Consider the following 24,280-nt stretch of genomic DNA (forward strand, 5'->3'; position numbering starts at 1 on the left):
GAGGGAGCGAGGTAGAGGAGGCTCAGCCCCGCAGAGAGGAGAACAGCGGTCAGACGCCAGGCGATGGCCTGCTTCACCGTGGTGATCCGTCATCCGGGAGCCGCGGACGGCCCGGCTCCGCGCCGGGCGCCCTGCGGCTTCCAACAAGCGCTGGACTATAGGGCAAGAGCCCCCCGCTTGGCAACCGAAAAGTCGGAGGGCAAGGGGGGGGCCGGAGGACTGCGTCTAGGAGGTGACGGCCGCGAGGGGCCGACGGCTGGCCTTTGCGGACCGATCGGCGGGGATCTTGTGGGGGAGCTTCCGGCTGGCACCCGGGATGACGCCCCGCTTCACCTCCACGACGGAGGGGGCGGTGCAGCCGAACCGGGCCGTGATGTACTCGACGGCCTCCTGGGGTTTGATCACGTGACCGCAGGTGAAGATGTCCAGCGCGGCGTACCGGTACTCGGGCCAGGTGTGGATGGAGAGGTGGGACTCGGCGATGACCACAATGCCGCTGACGCCAAAGGGGTTGAACTCGTGGAAGGCCACGTCCACGACGGTCGCCTTACACGCCTGGGCTGCGGAGACCATGATGTCCTTCACGACATCGACGCGCTTCAGTTTGTCCGGGTCACAACCGTGGAGCTCCACCAAGAGGTGCGTCCCCAAGGCGTGCAACGCTCCACCCCCCTTTCTGCCTGTGGCACTGGATTGCCCGCAAGAACCCCCTTGCTCGGGCCCCAATTTTGTTTGCGTTTATACCGCCTTTCCCTCAAAATGCAAGCAAAAAATACACCCGCGGGCGCTTTTTTTGGATCTCCCCATGGCGCATCCCTTCCCCGGCCAGCAGCGCACCATCCTCGTCGTGGACGACGAGCGCCCGCTCCTGACCCTCCTCTCGGAGTACCTCGCCTCCAAGGGCTTCCAGGTCCTCACGGCGCGGGATGGCCAGGCCGGGCTCGAGGTGGCCCGCTCCGCCCGCCCCGATCTCATCGTCCTCGATGTCATGCTCCCCCGGCTGGACGGCTACGCCGTGGCCCGCGCCCTCAAGGGGGATCCGGGGACGGCCGCCATCCCGATCATCATCTTCAGTACCCGCGTGAGCGCCGCCGATCAGGCCGCCTTCAGGGCGGCCGGGGCCGAGGTCCACGTCCTCAAGCCCTTCGACCCCGAGCAGCTTCTGGCGAAGATCCTGGCGCTCCTTCCCGCCTGATCCCCCCCTCCCGCAGGCGCCGGTTCCCCTCCCGCTCGAGGATCGTGATGATGACGAGGATGATCACCCCCTGGGCGATCAGGAGGAGAGCGTCCCGGGTGTCGGCATGGCGGAGGACCGTGGCCGTCAGCCCGAGGCAGACGCTCATCCCGTAGATGAACAGGACGCTCCGGGCTCTCCCCCCGAGGAGGGCCTCCAGCCGGTGGTGGAGGTGGTCCCGTCCGACGTACTCGATCCAGCCCTTGAAGGACCGGACCTTCCCGGACCAGATCCGGTCCACGGTGATGTAGACCATGTCGTAGATGAAAATGCCGAAGACCAGCAGGGGGGCGATCAGCGCCACCACTGGGTTATTCTCCGCCCAGTCCCCCTTCACCGCCAGGGCCGCCAGGACGAACCCCAGGAAGGTGGCCCCCGAGTCGCCCAGGAAGATGCTGGCCGGACGGCGGGGACGGAAGTTGTAGGGGAGGAACCCGAGGCAACTCCCCAGGGTCGCCGCTGCCACCCAGCCCAGGAACGGCTGCTGGTTCTGTTGGGCCAGGATCCCGAGGAACAACGCGGTGATCCCCCCGAGGCCGGCCGCCAGCCCATCCATCCCGTCGAAGAAGTTCATGGCGTTGGTGATCCCGATGATCCAGAGGAGCGTGAGGAGGACGTTCGCTCCCGAGGCCCATCCCCCGAGGGCCGGCGGCACCACGTGAAGCGTCAGCCCGGTGGCCATCACGAGGCCGGCGGCCGCGACCTGGACCGCGAGCTTCAGGCCGGCCGGGACCGACCGGACGTCGTCCGCCACCCCTACCCCGACCAGGAGCCCCGACCCCAGCAGGATGCCCAGCAGATCCCAGGAGAAGATGGAATTGGCCAGAAGAGAGACGCAGAAGGCGGCGAAGAGGGCCACCCCGCCCAGGAGCGGCGTGGCCTGCCCGTGCCGCTTTCGGGGATCCGGAAGGTCCAGGACCCCGGAGCCGCTGGCCACCGCCCGGACCGGCGGGACCAGGAGCCCGCTCAGGCTGCCCGAAAAGAGCAAGATGTAGAGCCAGCGCCCCCCATGTTCGGCGAACCAGGCCCGGACGGGGATCAGGAAAAGTCCCAGGAAGAGAAGGAGGAGGGCCACGTAGGCGATCCGCTTCCCGGGGGATCCGCCGGGCGCTGCGTTCACGGCTCCCGCCTTCCGAGGATGGCCTGGGCCGCCTCGGCGACGCGCGTGACCTCCCCGTCCGTGAGGGCCGGCGCGCAGGGGAGGGAGAGGGACGTGCGCCAGGCCTCCTCCGCCCCCGAAAACCCCTCCTGCCCGAGCAGGCGGTGCAGCGGCGTGTGCACCGGCCGCCGGCAGGTGACTCCCTGCCGGGCGAAGGCCTCGAGGGCGGGGCCGGCCCCACCCGGAACCCGGACGACGAACCGGTAATACACGCGGCCCGGGACCTCCGGCGGGAGGGCGATCGGCGCATCGGCCAGGGCCTTCCGGTACGTGGCGGCGATCGCGGCCCGGCGGCCCAGGAACTCCGGGAGGCGGCCGAGCTGAGCCCGCCCCACAGCTGCCTGGAGATCCGTCATCTTGTAGTTGAACCGGAGGCGACCGTCGGGGGGTTCGTCGTACGCCCGCAGGTCCCGGACCGCTGCCAGGACTTCCGGCTGGCTGCTCAGCACCATCCCCCCCTCGCCGGTGGCGATCAGCTTGGTGGCATAGAAGGAACAGATTGCGGCCTCCCCGGAACTGCCGACCGGCCGGCCGCCGGCCGTCGCCCCCAGGGCCTGCGCGCAGTCCTCGATGATCGGCACGCCCAGGCCCCGCAGGGCCTCCACATCCGCCGGCCAGCCGAAGGTGTGGACCGGAATCAGGGCGCGACAGCGGGACCCCTTGGCCCGGGCCGCCGCCTCCGGGTCCATGTTGCCGGTCGCGGGGTCCACGTCGGCCAGGAGCGGCTCCGCACCGGCCAGCCGAACCGCGTGGAGCAGGGCCGCACAGGTGTAGCTGGGGATCAGGACGGCGTCCCCCGGGCCGACTTCCAGGGCCAGGAGGGCCAGGTGCAGGGCGGCGGTCCCCGAGGCAACGGCGGCCCCACCCCGGAGCCCCAGACGGGCTGCCACCTCCGCCTCGAAGGCGGCGACCTGCGGCCCCTGGGCCACCTGGCCCGACCGGAGCACGGCGGCGGCCGCCTCGACCTCCGCCGTTCCCAGGCTCGGCCGCGAGTGGGGGATCACCGGTTCCCGCACCCCTCGCCCCTCCGTCTCACCGGACGTTGATGAAGAGCCGGAGGGGCACGAACCCCTCCGCGCACCGGACCCGGCCCTGGATCCCCCGGAAGTGGGCCGAGGCCCGGCAGAGGTCCACGATCGAGAGCCCCTCGATGTTGGTCTTCAGGATCTGGGAGCCGTGGGCCTGCAGCGCCCGGACCTTCTCCTCCAGAACGCCCTCGATGTCCACGAAGACGCTCGGCGTGAAGTCGTTGGTCGTCGGCCCCTCGTAGAACAGGACGTTGCGGGTGTAGCGGGTCGCCGAGATGGCGCAGGCCGCGAGATGCCGGTGGTCCTGGTGCGTGTCCTCCCGGTAGTGGACGAAGATGAAGTCCGGGTTCACGCCCCGCACCACGTCCTCGATCTTCTGGATCAGGGCCTGGTTCACGGGGATCTCGGTGTCCCGGTACTCCCCCCAGAAGACGTCCTTCGCGCCCAGGACGGCCGCCGCCGCCTCCTGCTCCCGCCGGCGAAGGGACGCCTCCCCCCCCCCGCCCCCCGCGGTCAGCACCATGAGGAAGAGGTCGTGCCCCCCGCGGGTGTACTTGATGAGGGTCCCGCCGCAGCCAAACTCGATGTCGTCCGGATGGGCGCCGATGGCCAGGATCCGCATCACCCCTCCCCGCGCTGGCGGCGCAGGCGGGCCAGGCTCTCCGGCCCGCAGTTGAACAGGAGATCCACCACGGACAGTTCCGGTTGGAAGGCCCCGTAGCGCTGTGGGTAGACCGGGCAGGTGAAGTCCTGGGTCCGGACCGAGATCCCGGCCGCCGCGAAGGGGGCCGGGTCCATGTAGGTCGCCCCGTCCCGCCCGGCCAGGTAGGCGGAGGCGCCCAGGTGCCGGCAGATGGCCACCAGCCGGCCCGTCGGGTCGTCCGGGAAGGTCCCGGTGCTCGCGCGGACGAGGCGCGTCCGGATCCCGAGCGCGGACGCCAGGTACTCGATGAGGTGGCAGGCGAGATCCACCAGCCGTTCCCAGGGCCGGTCGTAGCAGTCTGCGAAGAAGGCGGCGTGGGCGGCGAAGTAGGGAGCCGCTCCGTAATGGGTCTGGAGGGCCTGCCAGTGCTTCCGGGCCCAGGGGTCCCCGGCGGGGATCCGGACCTCATCGATGCGCTGGGGGAATCGGTGGATGACCGGGACGGTGAGCCACTGCCAGCCCTGGGGCGTCTTGATCCGGTTCCGGTTCTGCCACTCATTCTTCTTGAACTGGACCGTGTCCAGGAGCGCGAAGGCGTCCGCCCGGTCCATCTTGTCGAAGAAGCCGCTCCAGGGGAGGTACTGGGGCTGGTGGATGGCCACGATCATGCCCCCTGCCCTCCGGAGCGGACGAAGATGGGACTGCTCAGCAGCCGGTGCGGGGTCTTGCCGCGGGCCTGAACCCGGAAGATGGCCGCCCCGGAAAGTCCCTCCTCCCGATACTCCACGGCGAGAGGGGTGGGGCCGGCCTTCCGTGCGACCACCTCCCCCGACCGGATGAGGAGAACCTCCACGGGGTGCGCCAGCCCGTCGCTCGCCGCGACAACCACTTGAGCGACCAGCGGGGTGCCGCGGGAGAGCGCCAGGGTCTCCCCCATCCCGGCCGCCCGGCCGCCCGCGGAGATCTCGAAGCGGTCCAGGTGGAGGCGGTGCGCGGCGGTCCCCTGGACCGCCACGAGCCGGCCGGCCCGGAGGGCCTCGATCACTCCGGCCACCGTGGGCTCCTGGACCCAGACCACCGTCAGGACGTTCACCAGGAACTTCCCCGCGTGCCCCTCCGTGTGGTGGCCCGCTTCCGCCAGCGCCCAGCCCGGGGTGCTCCGCTGCCCCAGGACAAACTCCTGGAGCCGCCGATCCCACCCCCCGCCCGGGTTCGTGAAGGTCGTCGTGTCCTCGTAGATGCCCCCGAAGCCGGTATAGCCATCGGTGGCCAGGAGATCCCCCGGGTAGGGCTCCGTCCGGAGGGTGATCCTGAACGGTCCGCGGGTGAGGACGTGGAAGTCCCGAGCCTCGGGGAACGACCAGAAGACGAGCCCTCCGCCCTGTACCACAGATCGGATCAGGGCCTGGTGGGGGGCTGTCCCCGCGTCCCGGTAGGGGGTGAACGGGAACGCGCGGGTGGGGAAGTTGTTGAGCAGGAGCAGGGCGGCCAGCGCGATCAGGGCCAGCCCGGACAGGCGCCTCGGGCGCGCCTCCAGCACCGTGAGGCGCTGCAGCCGGATCCGCCTGCGCTTCCGGCTTCCGGCCAGGTGGACCCCGGCGCCCGCCAGGAGGACGGCCCCGAGGACGGCCGCGGCCGACGGCCCCCAGCGGATGGGGATCCCCTCCGTGTTGCCGGCCACGGGAAGCCTCCTGAGGGCGGGGAGGTCCAGCCCCACGACCAGGAGGTTCTTCTGGGTGTTGTGGAGGGTCAGGGTCCCGTTCCAGGGCGAGCCTGACCAGGAGTAGTGGGGGAGGACCTCCAGCCCAGGGACCAGGAGGACCCCGGGGTGCCGCGCCTGCGCCTCCTGAACGGCGGCCAGGTAGGCCGGGAGCGTCTCGGGGGTCAGGGAGGGCACCCCCTCGGCCCTCCGGAGGATCCGCCGGAACGGCAGGAGGCCATACTCGAAGCGGGTGAGGTAGTTCTCCGTCAAGATGATGGCCTGGATGCCGGCGCGCTCCGCAGTCATCGCGAGCTCCTCGAGCGAGGCCGAACCGGTGCTCCAGGTGCTGTGCACGTGAAACGCGGCCGCGAGCGGCACGGTCCGCGCGACCGCGGGAGCGGATCCGACCACCAGCAGGCAGAGCAGCACGCCGGAGGCGAGCCTAGGCATGGAGAACCCTCGACTCCCCCTCGAGGCTGAGGAGCTCCCCGTAGAGGTCCCGGTGGCCCTTGAGGAACGCTTCCCGGGAGAAGGACTTGCGGGCCCGTTCCCTCCCCGCCGCACCCATCTGCCGGGCAGCACCGGGATCCTCCAGCAGACGACGGATCGCGGTGGCCAGGGCCGCGGGCTCGGCCGGGGGGACGAGCAGGCCGGTCCGCTCATCGAGGACCAGCTCGGGGACGCCCCCGACCGCGCTCGCCACTACGGGCTTCCCCATCGCCATCGCCTCGAGCAGGGCCATGCCGAACCCCTCGTTCAAGGAGGGGAGGAGGAGAGCCTCGGCGCAGGCGAGGAGGGAGGGGATGTCCTGCCGGAAGCCGAGGAACCTCACCGACCCGGCCAGCCCGAGCGCCGCCGCTTGCGCCCGGAGCGCCTGCTCGTCGGGACCCTCCCCCGCCAGCAGGAGGAGGGCCCGGGGCTCGCCCTTCAGAACGGATGGCCAGGCCTGAAGCAGGGTGGTCAGCCCCTTCACCGGGACCAGGCGTCCCGCGCACAGGAGGGGCCGGCTCCCCGCGGGCAGGCCAAGGGCAGCGCGGGTCTCCTCCGGCGGGGCCGCCCGGAGGGCGTAGGCCTCCGCGTCCAGGCCATTCGGGATGACGACATATTGTTCGGCGCGGCCGATACCGACCGCCAGGTACTCCGCCACCTCCCGGGTGGTACAGCAGATGATCCGATCCGTGAAGCGCGCCGCCCACGCATCGAGGCGCGCGAGGATGCGGGTCTTCCCGGAGGAGAAGTAGCCGGCCAGAAACGAGCCCTTGGGAGAATAGACGACCGGCCGCCGCCCCGCGAGGCGGGCAGCCACGCGGCCCAGGAAGCCTGCCTTGGAGGTGTGGACGTGGACGAGGTCGGGGGCCTCGCGGCGGAGCAGCCGCGTGAGCTCCAGGAGGGCTCTGAGGTCTGCCAGGGGTCGCACCTCGCGCGTGAGCGCCGGCACGGTGACAACCCGGAGCCCGGCGGTGGCCTCCGTCCCCAGGAGGTCCCAGGCCGGGTCGTCCGCGAGGCCGGTGGCGAGGGTCTGCCTGAAGCCATCCGCCTCGAGCCCCCGGACCAGCTCCAGCGTGGTGCTCGGGGCTCCTCCCCGCCAGAGCCTCGTGATGATGTGCAGAACTCTAGGCGATCCCATTGCCCCTCCGGCTGACGGCGCCGGCGAAGTAGGCCTCCAGTTGCGGGATCACGCGCTCCCACGCATAGCGGGCCGCCGCGTGCTCACGGCACCGCAGTCCCCAAGCCTCCCGTTCACCGGCCGGCATGGCCAGGAAACGGCGAAGGCCCCGGGCGAGGGCTGCCGGGGACGCGTCTTCGGTGAAAAACGGCCCCGAGAGGTCCCGGAGGATCTCCAGGGTTCCCCCGACCGGCGTGGCCAGGACCGGCAGGCCCGAGGCCAGGGCTTCCAGCGTCGCCATGCCGAACCCCTCCAGGGCTGCCGTCGGCAGGACGAAGAGGTCGGCGGCCCGGTAGAGGATGGGGAGGTCCTCCTCGGGAACGAATCCGAGGAGGCGGGCCCTTCCCGTCAGGCCTCCATCCCGAATCCCGCCCTCGAGGACCGACCTCAGCGGCCCCTCTCCCGCCACCAGCAGGTGGGCCTGTGGGAACTCTCCAGCCACCTCCCGGAAGGCTTGCAGGAGGTGTTCCAACCCCATCCGGGGCGTCAGCCGGCGGACGGTCAAGAGCAGCGTGCCTCTCTGCGGCAGCCCGAGGGAAGCCCGCGGGCCCGCCTTCTCCGGGCCCGGCGCGAACCGCTCGCAATCCACCCCCCCCGGGATGACGGCGACCCGCTTCCCCCGGAGGGAGGCGAGGCGCGCGGCCTCCTCCCGCATGAAGGCGCTGAGGCAGACCACCCCCTCGCTCCGCCGCAAGGTGAAGGCCTGGAGGACCCGGCGCGCAAAGGCCTGAAGGGCCGCGCCGGCAAGCCTTCCCCCGGCGCCGGCCACCTTGGTCCGGAACTCCTGATCCCAGGGGGCGTGGAAATTGATCACCGCGGGGGCCGGGAGGGGTCGAGGGGGGGCCATCGCGGCGAAGCCGGCCAGGGGGAGATGCGTGCTGAGGACGTCCACCGGCCCTTCCCGCCCGAGGCGCCGGAGCGCGGCCCGGCAGTTCCGGTAGGCCGTCACCAGGTGGGCCAGCGCTCCGCGCTCATCCCGGGGGAAGTACCGCACCGCCACACCCTCCCGAACCTCGGGCTCCCGGAAGCGCCCGGCCGGGCACCCGGCCACCACCCGGACCTGATGCCCTCGCTTCGCCAGCCGGCGGGCCTGCTCCCAGAGGACCCGCTCGGCCCCCCCCATGTCCGTGGTGATGAAGGCATCGGTGGCGAAGACGAGGTGCAGGGGCTCCCCCTTCTCCCTCACGGCCGCCGGGCGAAAGCCAGGAGGCTCGGGGCGAGGCGGAGCCGCCCCCCGGAGAGGCTCGCGGCGGCGGCGGCGAACGCCGCGGTGACGGCGGTGAGGAGCAGGCCTCGATCCCCCGCCAACCTCGAGTTGCGCACCGCGACCTCCCGGAGGCCGGCCGCGTGCAGGAGACCCTCCAGGGCCCGGGCCGAGAACCCGTGGTTGTGGAACAGGGCGGGGGGCGAGAGGCGTGCCCACCGCCAGGCGGCGTAGTGGACCCCCCCGTTCAGGACCCGGAGGAGGAGCCAGCCCCCGGGCGACAGGAGGCCGGCCAGGACCTCCAGATCCCGTCGGGGGCTGGCCACTTGATCCAGGACGTTCCATGCGGTGACGCAGCTGAACCGCTCGGGAGAGCCGGCGAGCTCGGCAACCGTCCCTTCCACGAGCCGCACCCCCGGGATCCCCCGGGCCGCCGCCGCCGCCTGCCTGGAAGGCTCCAGGCCGGTCACCTCCCATCCCCGGTCGCGGGCGAGGGCCAGAAAATGCCCGTAGCCGCACCCCACGTCCAGGAGCCTCCGGCCGGGCACCCGGCCCTCGATCCACCGGAGCGGTCGGGCATAGAGACCCAGGCGGCGCGCATCCCAGGCGACGACATTGAGAGCCGGGTAGTAGGCCTCGCGGTAATAGCGGGCCTCCTCGGACGGGTCGGGCGGCGGCCACCGGAGGACGAGGCCGCAGCCCCGGCAGCGGATGAGGCGGTAGCTCCTCCAGGAGGTCGCGCTGAAGCGGTCCCCGCCGCACACCCAGCACACGTGGGAAGTCTCCACCGCGCCCCTCACCGTCCCTCTCCGCCACCCGCGGCGCGCTCCAGGACCTCGAGGACCGCCGCGGCGAACCGGCCGGGCGTGAAGGCGACCGCGCGGGCCATGCCTCGCTCCCGCAGGCGGGTGCGGGCCGACCCATCGGTCAGGAGGACCTCGAGTGCCGCCGCGATCGCTTCGGGGCTTCGCGCGTCCACCAGGGTGGCGGCCTCCCCCACCACCTCCGGAAGGGCGGCAGCGTCACTACACAGGACCGGCGCCCCGCACGCCATCGCCTCCAGGGGAGGAAGACCGAACCCCTCGGCCAGGCTGGGAAAGCAAAAGAGGGTCGCACCGGAGTACAGGGCCGGCAGGTCGGCGTCGGGGACGGAGCCCAGGAAGCGGACGGCCTGCCCCAGGCCGAGGACCTCCGCCGCGGCCCGGAGCGGCGCGGCCCCCGTCTCCGGGGCACCGGACAGGGCCAGCGAGACGCCCGCCCGGAGCGGCGCGGGCAACGCCGCGTAGGCTTGGAGGAGCGCGCCGACATTCTTGTGGCGCCGGAAGTTCCCCACGTACAGGATGTAGTCCCCCGCGAGGCCGTAGCGGGCGGCCACCTGGCGCGCGAATGCGGGGGCGATCGGCCGAAAGCGGGGGGAGACACCGAGGGGCGTGACGACCACCCTGCCGGCCGGGAGGCGCAGGCGGGTGAGGATCTCGCGCCGAGACCACTCCGAATCCGTCAGGATGGCGGCGGCCCGCCGGGCCATGGCGGCCGACCCGACCCGGAAGAGGAGCCGGTAGAGGGCCGTCCCGTGCCGCGGCGTGGGAGGATAGTCCAGGAAGAGGAGATCGTGCATCGAGATCACGGCCGGGCACGGGCAGGTCAGGGGCATCTTGTAGTAGGGGGAGAGGAAGACGTCAGCCCCATCGGCCCGCACTCCCCGGACCAGGCTGACCTGGTCGAACCAGAGGCGGAAGGGCTCCGGGAGGCGCCGGACGGACAGCGCCGTCTCGGGAGGGAGGGTGGTGGCGCGATTCCCGTAGAGCAGGAGGGTGAGGTCGGGGCGCTGCCGGGGCGCCTCCTGGAGGAACATCTCCAGGAACGTCCCAATGCCGGTCCGGCGGCCCGGCTCCCACTCGCGGACGTCCACGCCGAGGCGCATCGTCTGGATCCCTCTCGCCGCGGCCACGGTCCCCACGCGGGTCATCCTCGGGGCTCAGGCGGGGGGGAGGCCCGCACCACCAGACCCCACCAGGTCGGCGTACAGGGCCTCGACCCGCCGCGCGTGCAGGGCCGCATCGTACTCCCGCTCGGCCCGGGTCCGCCCCGCCAGGCCCATGGCCCGCGCCCGGGCCGGGTCGGCCAGGATCTGACGTATGGCCGCCGCCAGGGGGGCCGGATCCTCCGGGGGAACCATCAGGCCCGTCGTCCCCTCGAGGACGATCTCCGGCACCCCTCCCACCCGCGCTGCCACGACGGGGAGTCCCGCCGCCATGGCCTCCACCAGGACCCGGCCGAAGGGCTCCTCCCGCGAGGCGAGGACGAAGCAATCCAGCGCAGGCAGAATTTCGGGGATGTCCTCTCTGTGCCCGGCGAAGTGGACGCGGGGGTCAAGGCCCAGCTGGGCGGCCAGGGCCTTCAGCTCCCCCTCCGCCTCTCCGCCTCCGACCAGGAGAAAGTGGGCGGTCGGGAAGGCGGCGGCCACCTCGGCCGCCGCCCGCAGGAACAGGTCGTGCCCCTTCACGGGGTGCAGCCGGCCCACCGTCCCCACCAGGCGGGCCTCCGGCGGGATGCCCAATTCCCCCCGGACGCGTGCGCCCCCCAGCCCCGGTCGGAACGCCGCCAGGTCCACGCCATTCGGCACTACGGTCACCCGCCCCGCCGCACGCCCGCCAAAGCGGGCCGCGGTAGCCGCCGAATTCGCGACGATCCGGTCGGCCAGGCGCTCGAGGAGCGGGTCGAGCCAGGGGTCCTTGGAGTCGATCCGGACGTGCCAGAGGACCGGTACCCCAGCCCGCCGTCCCGCCAGCCCGCCGTAGAGCATGCACCGCGACCCGTTGGCGTGGATGAGACCGAACTGCCCCTCCCGGATCCGCCCGGCGAGGCGCGTAACCAGGCTCGGGAGGCGAAGCAGCCCGCTCCCCCGGACCGTCGGCATCGGCACGATCAGGACCGGGACGCCCTGGCTCCGCGCCCGGGCGGCGACCGCCCCCTCCTCGGGACAGCCGACCGTCACCGGCCAGCGCCCCCGGTCCAGGTCCCGGAGAAGCTGGAGGAGGCTCACCTCGCCCCCCCCGACGATCATCCCGGTGTTGGATAGGAGCAGGACCCGCGCCGCTACCATCGGCGGAGCAGCCGCTGGAGCCGGCCCAGGTCCGTCCCCAGGTCCATGGCGACCTTGACCAGGGGGGTCACCGCGACGACCGCCGGATCGCGGTAGTAGCGCCCCCCGTAGCGATAGCGCCATGCGGTCCACCCGTAGTAGCCGGTGACCAGCACCGCCGCCGCCGGGAGCAGGGGCAGGCGGAGGGCGAGCACGGCCGCAGCCGCCACGACCGCCTTGAAGCCGAGGGAGGCCCGGAGTATCTCCCGGCGGGCTGCGCCCGGATCGGGAGCCAGGGCCGCCGCGTCCACCTCGGCCGCCCCGCGCCGGAGGAACCACCGGAACACCCCCCCCAGGCTCCCCCGCGCTCGGTGGTAGACCACCGCCCGCGGCGTGTAGAGCAGCGGATGCCGGGCGGCGATCCGGGCCGCCAGGAGGCTGTCCTCCCCGCCCAGGCGGGCGGCCTCGTCGAAGCCCCCGGCCTCCTGGACCGCCGCCTTGCGGTAACAGCAATTGCAGGTGCTGGCGGTGGCGGTGGGGACCGGCTTGCCCCCGGCCGCGACCAGGTAGCGCAGGCCGCCCCCGGGGAATCCCAGCGTGTTCTCCGCGAAGCCTACCGCCGTGGTCTCGCGGACCAGGACGGCCCCCGCCACGCCGGCCACGTCGGCCGCCCCAAGGGGGGCGGTCAGCTCCCGGAGCCAGTCCGCCGTCACCACGCAGTCGTCATCGGTGAAGGCGACGACATCGTGGCGGGCCGCGGCCACGGCCAGGTTCCGCGCGTACCCGAGCCCCCGGTCGCGCCGCGGGATCGACACGTAGTGCACGCCCGGCAGCGGGCGTGGGTCATCCGTCTCCTCCACCACCACAATCTCCACCCGGTCGGCCGGGTACTCCAGGGCGCGGAGGGACGCGAGCAACCGGTCCAGGTCCGCTCGCCGGTCCCGCGTGACGATCAGGATCGAGACCCCCGGAAGCTCTCGGGCCGCTTCCCCCATTCCCGCCTCACACGCAGAGGACCCGGTGCCGAAAGCTCCCCCGCCAGCGCCCGGCCGTGAGCGCGGCAGAGCGCAGGAGGTGCAGGCCGGCCATGGCCGTGGCCTCCTTGAGCGTCCAGTCCTTCCCCTCCTTCCTGAGGCGCCGCGCGATGTCGGCCGTCAGGAAGGCATAGTAGGCCGGGAGGAGGCCTCCGAGGGGGAGCCAGGCGGCGGCGAGCAGGAGGAGGGCAAGCGCCTTCTTGTCGGCCGAGGCCAGGTTCAGCCAGCAGCGCAGGCCGGCCACCTCCCCGTATCGCTCGACGCCCGGCAGCTCCACGACCACCGCTGCCCGGTGGCGCCGGAGCAGGTGGGCGTGGCCCCCCCCGATCCCCAGGGCCTGCCGGAGCATCCCCCCCACCGTCTCCCGGTGCCGGTGGAGGACCACGGCAGCCGGGTGGTACCGGACGGTGAGGCCCTCCGCGTAGAGCCGGCGGCAGAGATCATGATCCTCCCCGGTCCGCATCTCCTCCTCGAACCCCCCCACCGTCTCGAAGGCGCTCCGCCGGACGGCCAGGTTCGCCGTCGGGAACCCGCCCGCCAGCAACGTGTAGCGGGAGTGGAGCCCGCCTTCCGCCTCGCCCCGCAGGGTGAAAAGGCCCAGGAAGCGCGCCACCAGACTCCCGGGGGCTCCCATGGTGCGGCCGGCCACTGCCGCCACCTCGGGCCCGGTCTCCCCCGCGCGGAGCCTCGCCAGCCACGTCGGCGCGGGGAGACAGTCGGCATCGGTAAAGGCCAGCCACTCCCCCGCGGCCTCCTTCGCCGCCACGTTCCGGGCCGCCCCGGGGCCCGGGCGGCCGGCCCGGATGACCCGGAGGCTGAGGTTCGGGTGCAGGGAGGCGAAGGTCTCCGCCACGCGGACCGAGCCGTCCGTCGAGCGGTCGTCCGCCACCAGGATCTCGAAGTCTCGGTCCGTCTGCGCCCTCAGGGCCTTCAGGCACCCCGGCAGCAGGATGGCCCCGTTCTGGACCGGCACGATGACGCTCGCGCGCATGCCTCACGCTCCAGTCGCGATCCGGGCCCCGCCGAGGCGGCGCAGGAGATCCCCGAGGATCCGCCGGTCCTCGGGGGGGATGGCACGCAACAGGAGGACGGCGGCGAGGTAGGCCGCGGCGCCGACGGGGATGGACGCCGCGAGCGGAGCCTCCCGCAGCGGCCAGAGTGCAAGGGCCATGCCCCCGGAGGCCAGGACCGGCTTGAGAGCCTCCCGGTCGAGGCGGGGCGATACGCCCAGCGTGCGACCGACCGCCGTCAAGGACAGGGCGAGGGTCAGCGCCTCCGTGACCACGGTCGCGGCCGCCGCCCCCACTGCCCCCAGGGGCGGGATGAGCCAGAGGTTGAGGCCCACGTTGGCCACGATCCCCACGGCAAGGATGGCCAGGGCGACCCGCTGGGCGCCGCGGGCATAGAGCAGGTCGGCGCAGAGGGCGTTCAGGAAGAGGCCCGGAACCGCCCAGAGGAGCACGGCCACCACGGACCCCCCCGCCCGGTACGCCTCGCCGTACAGAAGGGTGAGGAGGGGAGTCCCCAGGAGGACGCCGACCACGGGCACCGGCAGCCCGATCAATAAGAGCCATCGCCCGGCCTGCTCCGCCATCCGCCTGAGGCTCCCCGCTTCGGCCGCCCGGCGGACCACGACCGGGAAGGCGGCCGTGGTCAGACTGAAGGGGACGTACATCAGGAAGTCCACCAGGGCATAGCAGACGCCGTAGATCCCCACCTCGGCGGCGTCCCGGTAGGCCGCCAGCATCACGAAGTCGAGCTTGAAATAGATCACCCCGAGGAGGCTGATGGCCGCGAAGGGGAGGGCCTCCCGGACCAGACGCCGCGTGAAGGGCCCGTCGAAGGCGGGGCGCGGGAGGCGGGAGGTGGCCGCCACGGTCCCCAGGACGATCCCGGCCTCCAGGAGGCCGGCCACCAGGTAGGCGCCGAGGACCCCCTCGAGGCCCATCCCGAGGGCCAGGGCCCCGAGGCCCAGCAGGACCCGAAGGACCGTCCCGGCCACGGCGATGGCCGCCCCGGCGGCGATTCGCTGCCCGATGTTCAGGATGAGCCCCACCGTCTTGTAGAGCATCTCGGGGAAGAGGAGCAGGCCGAACAAGAGGAGGAGTCGTCGCGGCCGCACGGCCAGGTCGAGGGCCCAGCCGGCGGCGAGCAGGCCGCCCAGACAGAGGACCGCCAGCCCGAGTCGGAGGAGGAGGGCCGCCGTCATGTAGCGGTCAAGCCGGGTCGGATCCTGGGCCACGTCCCGGATGAGGAGGTTGTTGAGGCCGAAGGCGCTCAGGAGGGAACAGAAGTTCAAGAGGGTGAAGGCCAGGGTGTAGAGGCCCATCTCGGCCGCCCCGAGGAGGCGGGCGAGGACGATGAAGAACACCCCGCCGATGAGCTTCAGGAGGATCCTGCTGAGGAGGAGGGCAGCCGAGTCGCGGGCGATCAGGGCAGCCTGGCTCACAGGACAATCCGCAGCAGGGGCTCACGGCGCGTCTCGGGGACAGCCGGTAGCTGCGGCAGAAGCATGGCGATCCCGGTGAAGAGCCAGAAGGGCTCCATGATCCGGATGATGATGAAGGTGTTGGCCCCGATGCCGTGCACCATGAGGCCCACCAGGCCGGCCAGGTAGCCGGCAGCCAGCCCCCGGCGCCACCCCGGGGGGGCCCCCGCGAGGTTGTGGCGGGCGTACCGCACCAGGCACGCGAGGAGCCAGGCGAAGGCGGCAAATCCCATGAGGCCCGTCTCCACCAGGACCCGGACGTACTGGGCGTCCATGAACCGGAACCCTGTCACCCCGTGCCCGAAGAGCGGGGCCTGGATCCATCCCCGAAGCCCCACGGTCCAGCTCTCGAACCGGGCGGAGGTGGAGGTATCCAGGCGCACCCCGCCCACTTCTACCTGGCCGCGCTCGGTCGGCTGCGCGTAGGTGTACTGGATCCGCTCGACGACTTCCCGCGGGGCCAGGAACGGGCCGACGAGCAGCGCAGCGGAGAAGAGGCCCACGAGCAGCCCCCGCCGCGGGACCGCCAGCAGGAGCGTGAGCAGCATCGGGAGGGTGGCCAGCCAGGAGGAGCGGGAGAGGCTGTACAGGAGGGGGAGGAAGGCCAGTCCGCTCAGGTAGAGCCACCCCAGGCGCGCGAAGAGGCCCGGGGTCTCGCTGGCCAGCCCCAGGAAGATCGCCAGCATGAAGACCAGGTAGCCGCCCAGGGTATTCGGCTCCCCCTCCGTGCCCTCGAAGGGGGCCGTCACCCGCCCCCCGGCCGGGATCTGCGCCAGGGCGAAGACCGAGACCAGGGCCGCCGTCAGGACGGCAGTGAAGAGGAACCGCTTCACCTGCCGCTCCTCCGTCAGGTGATTGACCACCAGGAAGTACACGACGAAGTACTCGAGGTACTTCAGGACGAAGAAGAACCCGGTCAGCGGCCGGACGGTCCCGAAGAGGATCCCCAGGCCGGTGGAGACGATGCAGGAGGCGGCGTACAGCAGGATGGGGCGGTTCAGCGGCGTTTGCCGGATCAGTCCGAGCTGCTTGTAGACGGCCATCCGGGTCAGCCAGGAGAAGCCCACGATGAGGAGGGTCAGATCCTCGATCCGGATCGTGACCCGGCGCGCAGCCTCCAGCGAGCCGGCGGGAGCCGGCTGGGACAGGAGGATCTCGGGAGAGAGCAGCATGGACAGGATGACGAGATGCAGGGCGGCCTCGGTGTGGACGAAGGCCACCACGAAGAGGGCCACGGTAAGCCCCACCGCCAACGCCATGGCCGGGGTGAAGTGGGAGACGAAGAAGGCCAGCAGGAGGGTCAGGGCGCCGACGCCGAGGAGGGTGGCCGCCTGGGCCCGGTCCAGCGCACGCGGCAGCGCCGGCATGGGCGCCCCCTAGCGCTCGACCACGGCGGGGGCGGCCCCGAGGGCCGCCAGGTCCGCCGCCACGGCGGCCGCCTCCTGCCGCGTCCGGAAGGCCTGGAGACGCCAGCGCCGGTCGGCCTCCTCCCCCGTCTCCTCGGGCAGGTACCCGAGGGCCTCGCATTTCTCCCGGAGCGCGCGGGCCACTTCGGGCTCGTCGGGGGGGGCCAGCTCGATCGCGAAGGGCAGGCGATGGACGGCGAAGTCCTCGATGACCCCCCTGGCCTTCAGGGCCGCCGCTGCCTCCCGGGCCTCGGCGGCGCTCCGGTAGGCCCCGAAATAGACCCGCCGGACCTTCCGCCCCTCGGGGCTCACGGTGGGGAGGGTGAAGACCGGGTGGCCGGCTCCCCGGAGGCGCCGGGTCTCCTTGAGGGCAGACGCCGGGATCTCGAAGGAGGAGATCTGCAGGGCGAAGGGGGCCGGGCCGCTCTTGGCCTCCGGCTGCTCCGCGGAGCCGGGGGGCGCCTGGGCCGCCTCGGCGACGGGTGGCGCGGGCGTGGCTGGCCGGGCAGGAGGGACGGGCCGGACCTGGGCGAGGGGCGGCGCGAAGGGTTCGGCCGGCGGGTCAGCCGGCTCCGTCGCGGGCCGGGCGGCCGACGGGATCTCCGCCGCGCGGGCGGCGTTCCCCCCGGGGATCAGGGGGGCCGGGTTGCCGGCAGGCTTGCGGGGAAGGACCGGCGAGAGTCCGGTCTCTCCCTTCGGCGCGGGAGGCGGCTCGACCGGCGGGGCCAGGGGCTCGGGGTCGGGGGGCGCGGGCCGCCGCAGGCGCTCCTGGAGACGCTCGGCAGGCCGGCTCGGGGTCTCGGGGACGGAGAGGAGCCCTTCCCGCCAGGCGAGGATGCCCGCGACCAGGAGGACACCCAGAACCACCAGGAGCAGCCGCCGCTTCAACTTCCCGAGGATCGGCCCCAGGGTCTTCAGCCATCCCTTCACCGGCTCGGTGGCCGCCGCAAGGCGACGCGGTGCCTCGCCTCGGCGCCCCGGCTCATCGCGATAGGCGTACCGGTAGTACTCCAGGTCCTGGAAGTCGGGGCTGACCTCGGACCGGAGCCCGGTCAGGACCACCCCCAGGACCCGGATGCGGACATTCTCCATCAGGGTCTTGACCCGCCGCAGGGCCGAGCGGGCCACCTTCCCGACCCGGTAGACGATCAGGCACCCGTCCGTCTTGGCCCCCAGGATGACGGCGTCGGTCACCGGCAGGACCGGGGAGCAGTCGAAGATGACCGCGTCGTAGGCGTCGCGGAAGGCCCGGATCAGGTCGGCCATCTTCTGGGAGTTGAGGAACTCGGCCGGGTTCGGGGGCGGGTTGCCGCTCGTCAGGATGTGCAGGTTGTCGATCCCGGGCGCCGTCACCACCTTCTCCAGGCCGAGCTTTCCCAGCATGAGGTCGGTGGCGGTCCGGAGGACATCCGTCCACTCGTAGGTCCCGATGATGACCTCGGCCAGGCCCGGGTCCTTGGGGATGCCGAAGGCGTGGTGCAGGTAGGGCTTGCGCAGGTCGGCCTCGATGAGCAGGGTCTTGCGGCCCATCTGCGCCATGCTGATGGCCAGGTTGATGGCGGTGGTGGTCTTCCCCTCGCTCAGGGAGGCGGAGGTCACCACGATGGTCTTGAGGTCCTTCTCGAGGCGGAGGAACTCCAGGTTGGTGCGGAGGGAGCGGTAGGCCTCGGCGATGGTGGACTTCGGCAGGAGCAGGGTGATCAAGAACGCGTACCGCTCCACCACCCCCTCGTCGATGCTGGCCGGGTCCACCTCCCCCACCTCCCGGATCTCCTTGGCCACGTCGATGTTGGGGATGAGGCCCAGGACCGGAACCTGCAGGTAGGCCTCCACGTCCTCGATGGTCCCGATGGAGGTGTCCAGAGACTCGACCACGAAGGCCAGGACCAGACCGAGCGTCAGCCCCACGACCAGCCCCACGAGGGTCTTGGCCGCCGTCTGGGGGAGGTTGCTCGGCTTCGCCGGAGCCGTGGCAGGGCGGACGATGCTCACCTCCTCCACCTGCTCCCGCTCCCGGATGAGCGCCTCCTGGTGCTTCCCCTTCAGGAAGGCGTAGAGATCCTCGTGGACCTTCACCTCCCGCTGCAGCCGAGCGACCTGCAGGGCCGTCCCCGGGAGACCCCGCTGGTGCTGCTCCAGGACCCGCCGCACCCCCTCGATCCGGGTCTCCAGGGCCTGCACCTGGGGATGCGCCGGCAGCAGGTCCACCAGGAGCGCCTCCCGCTCGAGCTGCAGCGCCACCAACTGGTTCAGGGCTGCGCTCGTCTCCTCGGGGAGCGAGACGAACCGCCGCTGCTCCTTCAGCGCCTTCAGCTCCTCCTCGGAGGCCCGGAGACGGCCGCCCACCTCCTCCAGCTGCTCCTCGATGAAGAGGCGTGCCTCCCGGACCTGCTTGGTCCGGGCGGCGATGTTCTCCTCCCGGAAGGCCTCCGCCACCGCGTTCGCCGTCCGCGCCGCCTGCTCCGCCTCCGGCGCGGTCGCGGTGATGTTGATGATGTTGGTATTCCCCTCCTGCGCCGCCTGGACCCGTTCCTGCAGCTCGGTGACGGCCTGGAGGTGGGGGGGGGTGCTGCGGATCTCGCGGGTCGTCAGGTCCTGGGGGAGGCGCCCCAGCTTTTTCACCGCCCGCTCCATGACCGGGAACGACTTGATGAGGGCGGCCTGGGTCGCCAGGTTGTCGCCGGACGAGAACGTGATGGCCTCCAGGAGGAGCCCGGTCAGGCTGGAGGCCTTCTCTACCCGGACGCTAGCGACCGCGTGGAAGACCGGGTGGGGGCGCTGAAGCTCCGCCACGAGCGAGGAGAAGGCGGCGAAGGCCAGCGGGACGGCGATGACGATCGCCTTCCGCCGGCGGATGATCCGCCAGTAGTCGCGAAGGTTGATCTCGTACTGCGCCACGGGGGGCTAGTCCTTCACCGTCTCGTAGACGATGACCGGCTGCAGCCCGAGCGTGATGAACTCCAGGGTCGGTCGGATCTTGGCCAGGAAGGCGTTCCAGTTCCCCAGGCCGCTGCGGGGGACGATGACGATGTCCCGGGGAAACAGGCGGACATCCTGCCGGAGGTCGCCGCGGCGGACCAGGCTCTCCACATCGGCGGTCAGGACGGTCGGCCCATCGCGGAGGTTGCCCCGGATGATGCGGGTGGCGTCGGCCGCGGCGACCTGCGTGATGCCGCCGGCCTCCGCGATCACCTCCGCCAGGGTCATGTCGGTCCGGTACGGAACCGTCCCGGGCTTCACGACCTCGCCGAAGACGAACACCTTCCGCTCGGCCCCCGGCGGGCGGGTAGGGATGAACACGACGTCCCCGGCATCCAGGACCAGGTCCCGGGAGAGCTCCCCCTCTCCTACCACTGCGAAGAGGTTCACGGTCGCGACCCGGCCGTCCTCCCGGGTCACCCGGATGTGCTCCAGGTCTGCCTCCGGGGCCACCCCCCCGACGCTCGCCAGGAACTCGCTCAACCGGGTCCTCCCCCGCAGCGGGTAGACCCCGGACCCCCGGCCGGCGGTGGCGCTCACCGCCCCGAGGACGATGGCCTTCTTACTGTTGAACTCCTTCACCAACACCTCGACCCGGGGGACCCGGTAGTAGGCCGCGAGGGCCCGCTCGATCTCCCGGGCCGCCTGCTCGGCCGTGAGCCCGCCGATGCCCACGTCGAGGAAGAGGACCGGGACCCGCCCGTCGGTCCGGACCGTCACGGTGAGGCGGTCCTGGGTCACGCCCCGGGACAGGAGGAGCTCGAGGAGGTCCCCGGGGCCGATCCGGTACTGAGGGGTCCCATCCACCAGGGTGAAGGTCCGGTTCCCCACGACGGCCGGCCCCGAGGGTTCCGGCGAGGAGGGGGCCGGTTGGTCAGGAACTTCCGGGGCGGGTTCGGATGCGACGGGGGGGACCTGCGGGGCGGGCAGCGCGCTCGCACACGCCACGAGGGCGAAGGCGAGCATCGCGGCCACTCCCGCCTGCCCTTTCCGGAGGGCGACGCGGAATCTCCCCGCTCGATCCATCGCACTGTCCTTCCCGACCCGCAGCCTGGCGGCTTTACACACCGCTAATTAGCGGATTTTCTTCAACTAGCGGTTTATGGCCGACCGTATAACGGACTCCCCCCTCCGAGTCAACAACTTTCTGAAAATACGGCCCTCGCGCCAGGCGATTGCAAGATTAGGGCCTTTTGGGCCTTGCCGGGCGGGATCGGGCCGGGCTGGAGGCAGGCAGCAAGGGTCCCCGCGGGTCACGTCCGCCGGCGGGCCCAGCCTCCAAAGGGGTACACGGTGCGGAAGAGGAGCAGCACGAGGGGGTTGGAGGTGCGGTAGCGCCACTGCAGCCACTGCCGCGGCGGGAAGAGTCCTTGCCAGAGAGACCGGGCATCCGCAGCAATCGTGTCCAGGAGAAGCATCTGCAGCGCCTGCATGCGGACCGCTCGGGGAGGGGTCATCCCGCGGAGGAGCGTCTGGGGGGTGAGCCACCGCTGCACAAGCCTTGCGCGCAGCCTGTCGGGCTTCAGCGCTCGAAGCACGGAGTCCTCGACCGGCGTGCCGAGGAGTTGTTTGGCCAATCCCAAGCCGTGCCACAAGCAGGTGGCGCAGCCGATCCGGCGGGCGCGGGGGGGGAGCTCGTCCCACGCAACCTCCCCCTGAAACTTCCGGACGAATCGATCGATGTCCAGGAGCCAGATGAGCGCGGCGAAGAGGTGCAGCATCCCCGCGTGGTAGGCGAGGTAGAGCAGATGATCCGTCGGATCGAGGCTGCACAGGGTCTCCCCCGACGAGGTGCTAAAGGCCCGCCGCCTCCTCCACATGTCCGCTTCCGGGAAGTCCACCACGCCCCGGAGACGCGTCCCCTGGGTGAGGTCGTGGCGCAACTCGACCGCCTGACCGGCTGGGCTCCGGAAATGGGCTGCCCCTCCCGGCTCCTCGCGGAGCCGCGGGTCCTCAAGGGCGTAGCCCGCCTCCTGGAGCGCATGACCCGCCCGGGACAGATCCTGCCCCTGCACGAAGAGGTCAAAATCGTTCATCGGCCGCTCTGCAAAATCCCCATAGACGCAGGAGGCCAGGAAGGCGCCCTTCAGGACCGCCACTTCCACATCCGCTCGAGCGAGGACGCGCAAGACTTCCTCGAGGCCGCTTTCGCGGAACAGCGCCTGGGCGACGAGGGCGGGCTCGGCGGCGGCCAGGCGCGCCTCGAGGGCGTTGGGGAGAAGACGTCCCCCCCGTCGGAGAGCCGGGAGGAGCACCCCCAACGTGTTGTGGGCGTGCGCCGTCTCGACCGCCCCCTCCAGTTCGGCGGAGGACACCCCCCCGGGGGGCGGTCCGTCTTCGTGGCTCACGCGGGCGAGACGAGAGAGCAGCTCCAGGTCGGGTGGCAAATCCGCGAGGGAAGCCATCCCCGGCTTCTCTACAGCCGCGAGCAGCCCGGGCTGTAGGACAATCCAGCGCACATTTCAGGCATGCCGCTGCTCGACATCTTGCCTGGGTCAGCTGGACAGGGGTGGTTCGCGAAAACCGTGCTCGGATACGACAGGACGACCGGAGTCACGTACGCCGCCATCACCAGAGCTCTCCTCAGGAACTTGCGCCGACTCTCAAAAGCCACGATGCTGTCTTTTGCGCGTGGGTCAGCCAGTGTTTTCATTGTTCACTCCTTCCGACAATCCTCACAAGCCCCCCGCGAGCGTCGAAAGGGCGGGGACGAGGCGGATGACGGTAGCCAAAGCATCCTCCTGACTCTCAAAAAAGCGGGGATATTTCTTCGCGAGCGTTGCTGCGACCTTTCCGTACGAGCTCTTTCCTCTGAGCTCCGAGAGCAGCGTCAGCAGGACCCGGCTTCGGGGCCCGAGCTTCCCGAACGTGCTGGCCGACTCACCGTTCAGGGAGCGCGCGGAGAACGGGGCCCCTGCGAACGTGTTTCCCTCCCGATACTCTGTCTCTGCCGAGGCGATCCAACGCTGGTGGTACCAGGATGTCCCCTTGGGAAAGATCAGTTCCATGCCGACCTTCAGGCGTCCCCCCTTGCGCGCCCGCAGCGGTTCAGCAAACGGGAAGAATGTCTGTCCCCACGAGGTCGGCCGACCGAGAGGGGAACAGGAGATCGCGCACCCCGGAGCCAGCTGAAGTTCCATCCATCCCAGTAACCCGTGCAGGATTCCGCTGCGGCGGAATTGCGTCGTCCCAGAGAAGGCGAAACTGAAGCTCTGACCGTTGCCGAGAGTGACTCGGGTGCACCGGAGAGGGGCTGTCAGCAGGTGTCGGGATGTTGCCTCCGTGCCCAGGGGATGGTTCATCGCCAGCCGGCGAGTCTCGCTGAAATCCAGACCGAACACACGCTCTCTCTGGGATTTGAGGAGATCGAGTTGGCGGTGGGTCCTGGGGTCCTGAGCCCCTGCCAAGAAGAGATCCACTCCGGAGGGCATCAGGCGCCCCGACCGCTTGAGATGGCGTTCGCGGATGTCCCGAAGGAGACGGGGCAGGCTGCTGGAGAAGAAGAAGCCGGTGTAGTCCTCGAAGATCGCGACATCGGCCCGTTCGGGAAGCTCGATATCTGTCGAGTGTCCCCGCAGGAACCGGATCCTATCGGCGAGGCCGTTTTGCTCAGCCAGGCACTCGGCCAGCCGACAGATCTCGGGGTCGGCCTCGATCGCGTACACGCGGCGGGCGCCGGCCCTGGCCGCGAAGAAGGAATAGGTTCCCAGCCCCGCGCCGATCTCCACGACGACATCGCCGGGGCGGACCGTCGCGCGGATCGCCCGATGGAAGGCCCGGAGGCGCACCCGGTCTGCCAGCATCCGCCTGTAGTACGGGAGATTCACCCCGTCCTCCGGCCTGCCAGGAGGTCCTCGATCGCGTCGAAGCCCTCCCGCAGCTCGCCGAACTCCAGGTGATAGGCGCGGCAGCGCCGGGCAAGGGCCGCCACACCGGTCAGCGTCGCGTCGGTGTTCAGGAAGAAGGTGAAGATGCAGGAGAGCAGCTTCCCCACCACCTCCAGCTCACTCAGCGCCGCCAGCCGCGTCGGCGCCCCGGCGCGGAACCGCGGGAAGAGGAGCCAGCCACAGGGAGCGTCGGAGGCCAGGTAATCCGGCCTGATCTCCCGCGGGTTGACGTACCAGACCATCACCGACCGCCCGGCCTTTTGCGGACCACGGGTTCGATAGAGGCCCTGCAGGTGCGGGAACAAACGCATCCCCGGCTCCTTGACCACAAAGCAACGGGGGTAGGGCAGCAGCCGGACCCGCTCGGGGTCCACCACGAGAATCTCGTCGCTGTACACCTGGTAGCCGCGGTAGAGGGCTTCCAGGGTCAGGCTGGTCTTGCCGGCCCCGTGCCCCCCCGGCAGGAGCACCGCCGCGTTTCCGTACCGAAACCCGCCGCCATGCAGATGCAGGTTCTGGGGCTGGGAATAGAGGATGTCGTGGGTGATCCACCATTCGAGCGGCACGAGAAGACGGGCAGCGTGGCGCGACCGCCTGAGCAACTGCCGGGGGGAATACGCGGCGACCAACCCTTTCGGTTCCCGCACGAGGCGATAGAGGGGATCCGCGCTGTTGCCCGCCGGCCCCCCAGAGTTCGGATAGATCGCGTCGCAGAGCGGGAGGAACTCCGGATCATCCCCGCAGATCCAAAAGGAGCGCTCGCCC

The 24,280-nt window shown here is 71.4% G+C and carries 21 protein-coding genes; 1 reads left to right on the plus strand and 20 read right to left on the minus strand.

Translation table 11 applies throughout. The annotated features are described in order from the left end of the window. Positions 1-225: 225 nt before the first annotated feature. Positions 226-660 (minus strand): adenosylmethionine decarboxylase, encoded by a 435-nt coding sequence (gene speD / locus VGT06_07170; protein HEV8662899.1) that lies wholly within the window; start codon positions 658-660, stop codon positions 226-228. 145 nt (positions 661-805) lie between these two features. Between speD and VGT06_07175 the strand changes: the two genes are divergently transcribed. After that, positions 806-1,195, plus strand: coding sequence for a response regulator (locus VGT06_07175; protein ID HEV8662900.1), 390 nt, complete (start codon positions 806-808; stop codon positions 1,193-1,195). Here VGT06_07175 and VGT06_07180 read toward each other — a convergent pair. From VGT06_07180 to VGT06_07270, 19 genes are all read right to left on the minus strand, one after another. Further along, complete coding sequence (locus tag VGT06_07180; GenBank protein ID HEV8662901.1) at positions 1,137-2,354, minus strand: MraY family glycosyltransferase; 1,218 nt, start codon at positions 2,352-2,354, stop codon at positions 1,137-1,139. The two genes, VGT06_07175 and VGT06_07180, sit on opposite strands and share 59 nt — an antisense overlap. Continuing rightward, positions 2,351-3,409 (minus strand): aminotransferase class I/II-fold pyridoxal phosphate-dependent enzyme, encoded by a 1,059-nt coding sequence (locus VGT06_07185; GenBank protein ID HEV8662902.1) that lies wholly within the window; start codon positions 3,407-3,409, stop codon positions 2,351-2,353. Before VGT06_07185 ends, VGT06_07180 begins: the two co-directional genes overlap by 4 nt. Positions 3,410-3,425: 16 nt before the next feature. Further along, on the minus strand, positions 3,426-4,043 hold the full coding sequence (locus tag VGT06_07190) for a PIG-L deacetylase family protein (GenBank protein ID HEV8662903.1): 618 nt from the start codon (positions 4,041-4,043) through the stop codon (positions 3,426-3,428). Further along, positions 4,043-4,732: a WbqC family protein gene (locus VGT06_07195; protein HEV8662904.1), complete on the minus strand. Its 690-nt coding sequence runs from the start codon at positions 4,730-4,732 to the stop codon at positions 4,043-4,045. Before VGT06_07195 ends, VGT06_07190 begins: the two co-directional genes overlap by 1 nt. Then, a complete protein-coding gene (locus tag VGT06_07200; protein HEV8662905.1) occupies positions 4,729-6,216 on the minus strand; it encodes a hypothetical protein in 1,488 nt (495 codons plus the stop codon). The genes VGT06_07195 and VGT06_07200 overlap by 4 nt, the downstream gene beginning before the upstream one ends. Further along, positions 6,209-7,393 (minus strand): glycosyltransferase, encoded by a 1,185-nt coding sequence (locus VGT06_07205; GenBank protein ID HEV8662906.1) that lies wholly within the window; start codon positions 7,391-7,393, stop codon positions 6,209-6,211. Before VGT06_07205 ends, VGT06_07200 begins: the two co-directional genes overlap by 8 nt. Then, complete coding sequence (locus tag VGT06_07210; GenBank protein ID HEV8662907.1) at positions 7,380-8,618, minus strand: glycosyltransferase family 4 protein; 1,239 nt, start codon at positions 8,616-8,618, stop codon at positions 7,380-7,382. Before VGT06_07210 ends, VGT06_07205 begins: the two co-directional genes overlap by 14 nt. Next, a complete protein-coding gene (locus tag VGT06_07215; protein HEV8662908.1) occupies positions 8,615-9,436 on the minus strand; it encodes a class I SAM-dependent methyltransferase in 822 nt (273 codons plus the stop codon). The genes VGT06_07210 and VGT06_07215 overlap by 4 nt, the downstream gene beginning before the upstream one ends. After that, positions 9,433-10,605, minus strand: coding sequence for a glycosyltransferase family 1 protein (locus tag VGT06_07220; GenBank protein ID HEV8662909.1), 1,173 nt, complete (start codon positions 10,603-10,605; stop codon positions 9,433-9,435). The genes VGT06_07215 and VGT06_07220 overlap by 4 nt, the downstream gene beginning before the upstream one ends. A 9-nt stretch (positions 10,606-10,614) precedes the next feature. Next, entirely contained in the window at positions 10,615-11,742 is a 1,128-nt protein-coding gene (locus VGT06_07225; GenBank protein HEV8662910.1) for a glycosyltransferase, read from the minus strand. After that, complete coding sequence (locus tag VGT06_07230) at positions 11,736-12,716, minus strand: glycosyltransferase (protein ID HEV8662911.1); 981 nt, start codon at positions 12,714-12,716, stop codon at positions 11,736-11,738. The genes VGT06_07225 and VGT06_07230 overlap by 7 nt, the downstream gene beginning before the upstream one ends. Before the next feature lie 7 nt (positions 12,717-12,723). After that, on the minus strand, positions 12,724-13,746 hold the full coding sequence (locus VGT06_07235) for a glycosyltransferase (protein ID HEV8662912.1): 1,023 nt from the start codon (positions 13,744-13,746) through the stop codon (positions 12,724-12,726). Positions 13,747-13,749: 3 nt separating this feature from the next. Then, positions 13,750-15,204 carry an oligosaccharide flippase family protein gene (locus VGT06_07240; GenBank protein ID HEV8662913.1) on the minus strand — a complete coding sequence of 485 codons (1,455 nt, stop codon included), beginning with the start codon at positions 15,202-15,204 and terminating at the stop codon, positions 13,750-13,752. Beyond that, positions 15,201-16,610 carry an O-antigen ligase family protein gene (locus tag VGT06_07245; GenBank protein HEV8662914.1) on the minus strand — a complete coding sequence of 470 codons (1,410 nt, stop codon included), beginning with the start codon at positions 16,608-16,610 and terminating at the stop codon, positions 15,201-15,203. Before VGT06_07245 ends, VGT06_07240 begins: the two co-directional genes overlap by 4 nt. Before the next feature lie 9 nt (positions 16,611-16,619). After that, positions 16,620-19,547, minus strand: a complete 2,928-nt coding sequence (locus VGT06_07250; GenBank protein ID HEV8662915.1) for a polysaccharide biosynthesis tyrosine autokinase — start codon at positions 19,545-19,547, stop codon at positions 16,620-16,622. Between the two features lie 6 nt (positions 19,548-19,553). Beyond that, positions 19,554-20,654, minus strand: a complete 1,101-nt coding sequence (locus VGT06_07255) for an SLBB domain-containing protein (GenBank protein HEV8662916.1) — start codon at positions 20,652-20,654, stop codon at positions 19,554-19,556. A gap of 227 nt (positions 20,655-20,881) precedes the next feature. Next, a complete protein-coding gene (locus VGT06_07260) occupies positions 20,882-22,033 on the minus strand; it encodes a nucleotidyltransferase family protein (protein ID HEV8662917.1) in 1,152 nt (383 codons plus the stop codon). A gap of 270 nt (positions 22,034-22,303) precedes the next feature. Continuing rightward, positions 22,304-23,431 (minus strand): methyltransferase domain-containing protein, encoded by a 1,128-nt coding sequence (locus tag VGT06_07265; protein ID HEV8662918.1) that lies wholly within the window; start codon positions 23,429-23,431, stop codon positions 22,304-22,306. A 20-nt stretch (positions 23,432-23,451) separates the two neighbouring features. Next, the gene (locus VGT06_07270) at positions 23,452-24,081 is read right to left on the minus strand and encodes a hypothetical protein (GenBank protein ID HEV8662919.1); all 630 of its coding nucleotides are present in this window, start codon (positions 24,079-24,081) and stop codon (positions 23,452-23,454) included. Positions 24,082-24,280 lie beyond the last annotated feature (199 nt).

This window comes from Candidatus Methylomirabilis sp. (assembly GCA_036000645.1).
Classification (GTDB): Bacteria; Methylomirabilota; Methylomirabilia; order Methylomirabilales; family JACPAU01; genus JACPAU01.

What these genes read in the sequence shown, in the direction of transcription:
- VGT06_07205 (HEV8662906.1), bottom strand. Translation starts at nt 7,393, where the DNA reads ATGGGATCGCCTAGAGTTCTGCACATCATCACGAGGCTCTGGCGGGGA.
- VGT06_07190 (HEV8662903.1), bottom strand. Translation starts at nt 4,043, where the DNA reads ATGCGGATCCTGGCCATCGGCGCCCATCCGGACGACATCGAGTTTGGC.
- VGT06_07245 (HEV8662914.1), bottom strand. Translation starts at nt 16,610, where the DNA reads ATGCCGGCGCTGCCGCGTGCGCTGGACCGGGCCCAGGCGGCCACCCTC.
- VGT06_07175 (HEV8662900.1), top strand. Translation starts at nt 806, where the DNA reads ATGGCGCATCCCTTCCCCGGCCAGCAGCGCACCATCCTCGTCGTGGAC.
- VGT06_07260 (HEV8662917.1), bottom strand. Translation starts at nt 22,033, where the DNA reads ATGGCTTCCCTCGCGGATTTGCCACCCGACCTGGAGCTGCTCTCTCGT.
- VGT06_07265 (HEV8662918.1), bottom strand. Translation starts at nt 23,431, where the DNA reads ATGCTGGCAGACCGGGTGCGCCTCCGGGCCTTCCATCGGGCGATCCGC.
- VGT06_07255 (HEV8662916.1), bottom strand. Translation starts at nt 20,654, where the DNA reads ATGGATCGAGCGGGGAGATTCCGCGTCGCCCTCCGGAAAGGGCAGGCG.
- VGT06_07220 (HEV8662909.1), bottom strand. Translation starts at nt 10,605, where the DNA reads ATGACCCGCGTGGGGACCGTGGCCGCGGCGAGAGGGATCCAGACGATG.
- VGT06_07195 (HEV8662904.1), bottom strand. Translation starts at nt 4,732, where the DNA reads ATGATCGTGGCCATCCACCAGCCCCAGTACCTCCCCTGGAGCGGCTTC.
- VGT06_07200 (HEV8662905.1), bottom strand. Translation starts at nt 6,216, where the DNA reads ATGCCTAGGCTCGCCTCCGGCGTGCTGCTCTGCCTGCTGGTGGTCGGA.
- VGT06_07235 (HEV8662912.1), bottom strand. Translation starts at nt 13,746, where the DNA reads ATGCGCGCGAGCGTCATCGTGCCGGTCCAGAACGGGGCCATCCTGCTG.
- VGT06_07230 (HEV8662911.1), bottom strand. Translation starts at nt 12,716, where the DNA reads ATGGGGGAAGCGGCCCGAGAGCTTCCGGGGGTCTCGATCCTGATCGTC.
- VGT06_07225 (HEV8662910.1), bottom strand. Translation starts at nt 11,742, where the DNA reads ATGGTAGCGGCGCGGGTCCTGCTCCTATCCAACACCGGGATGATCGTC.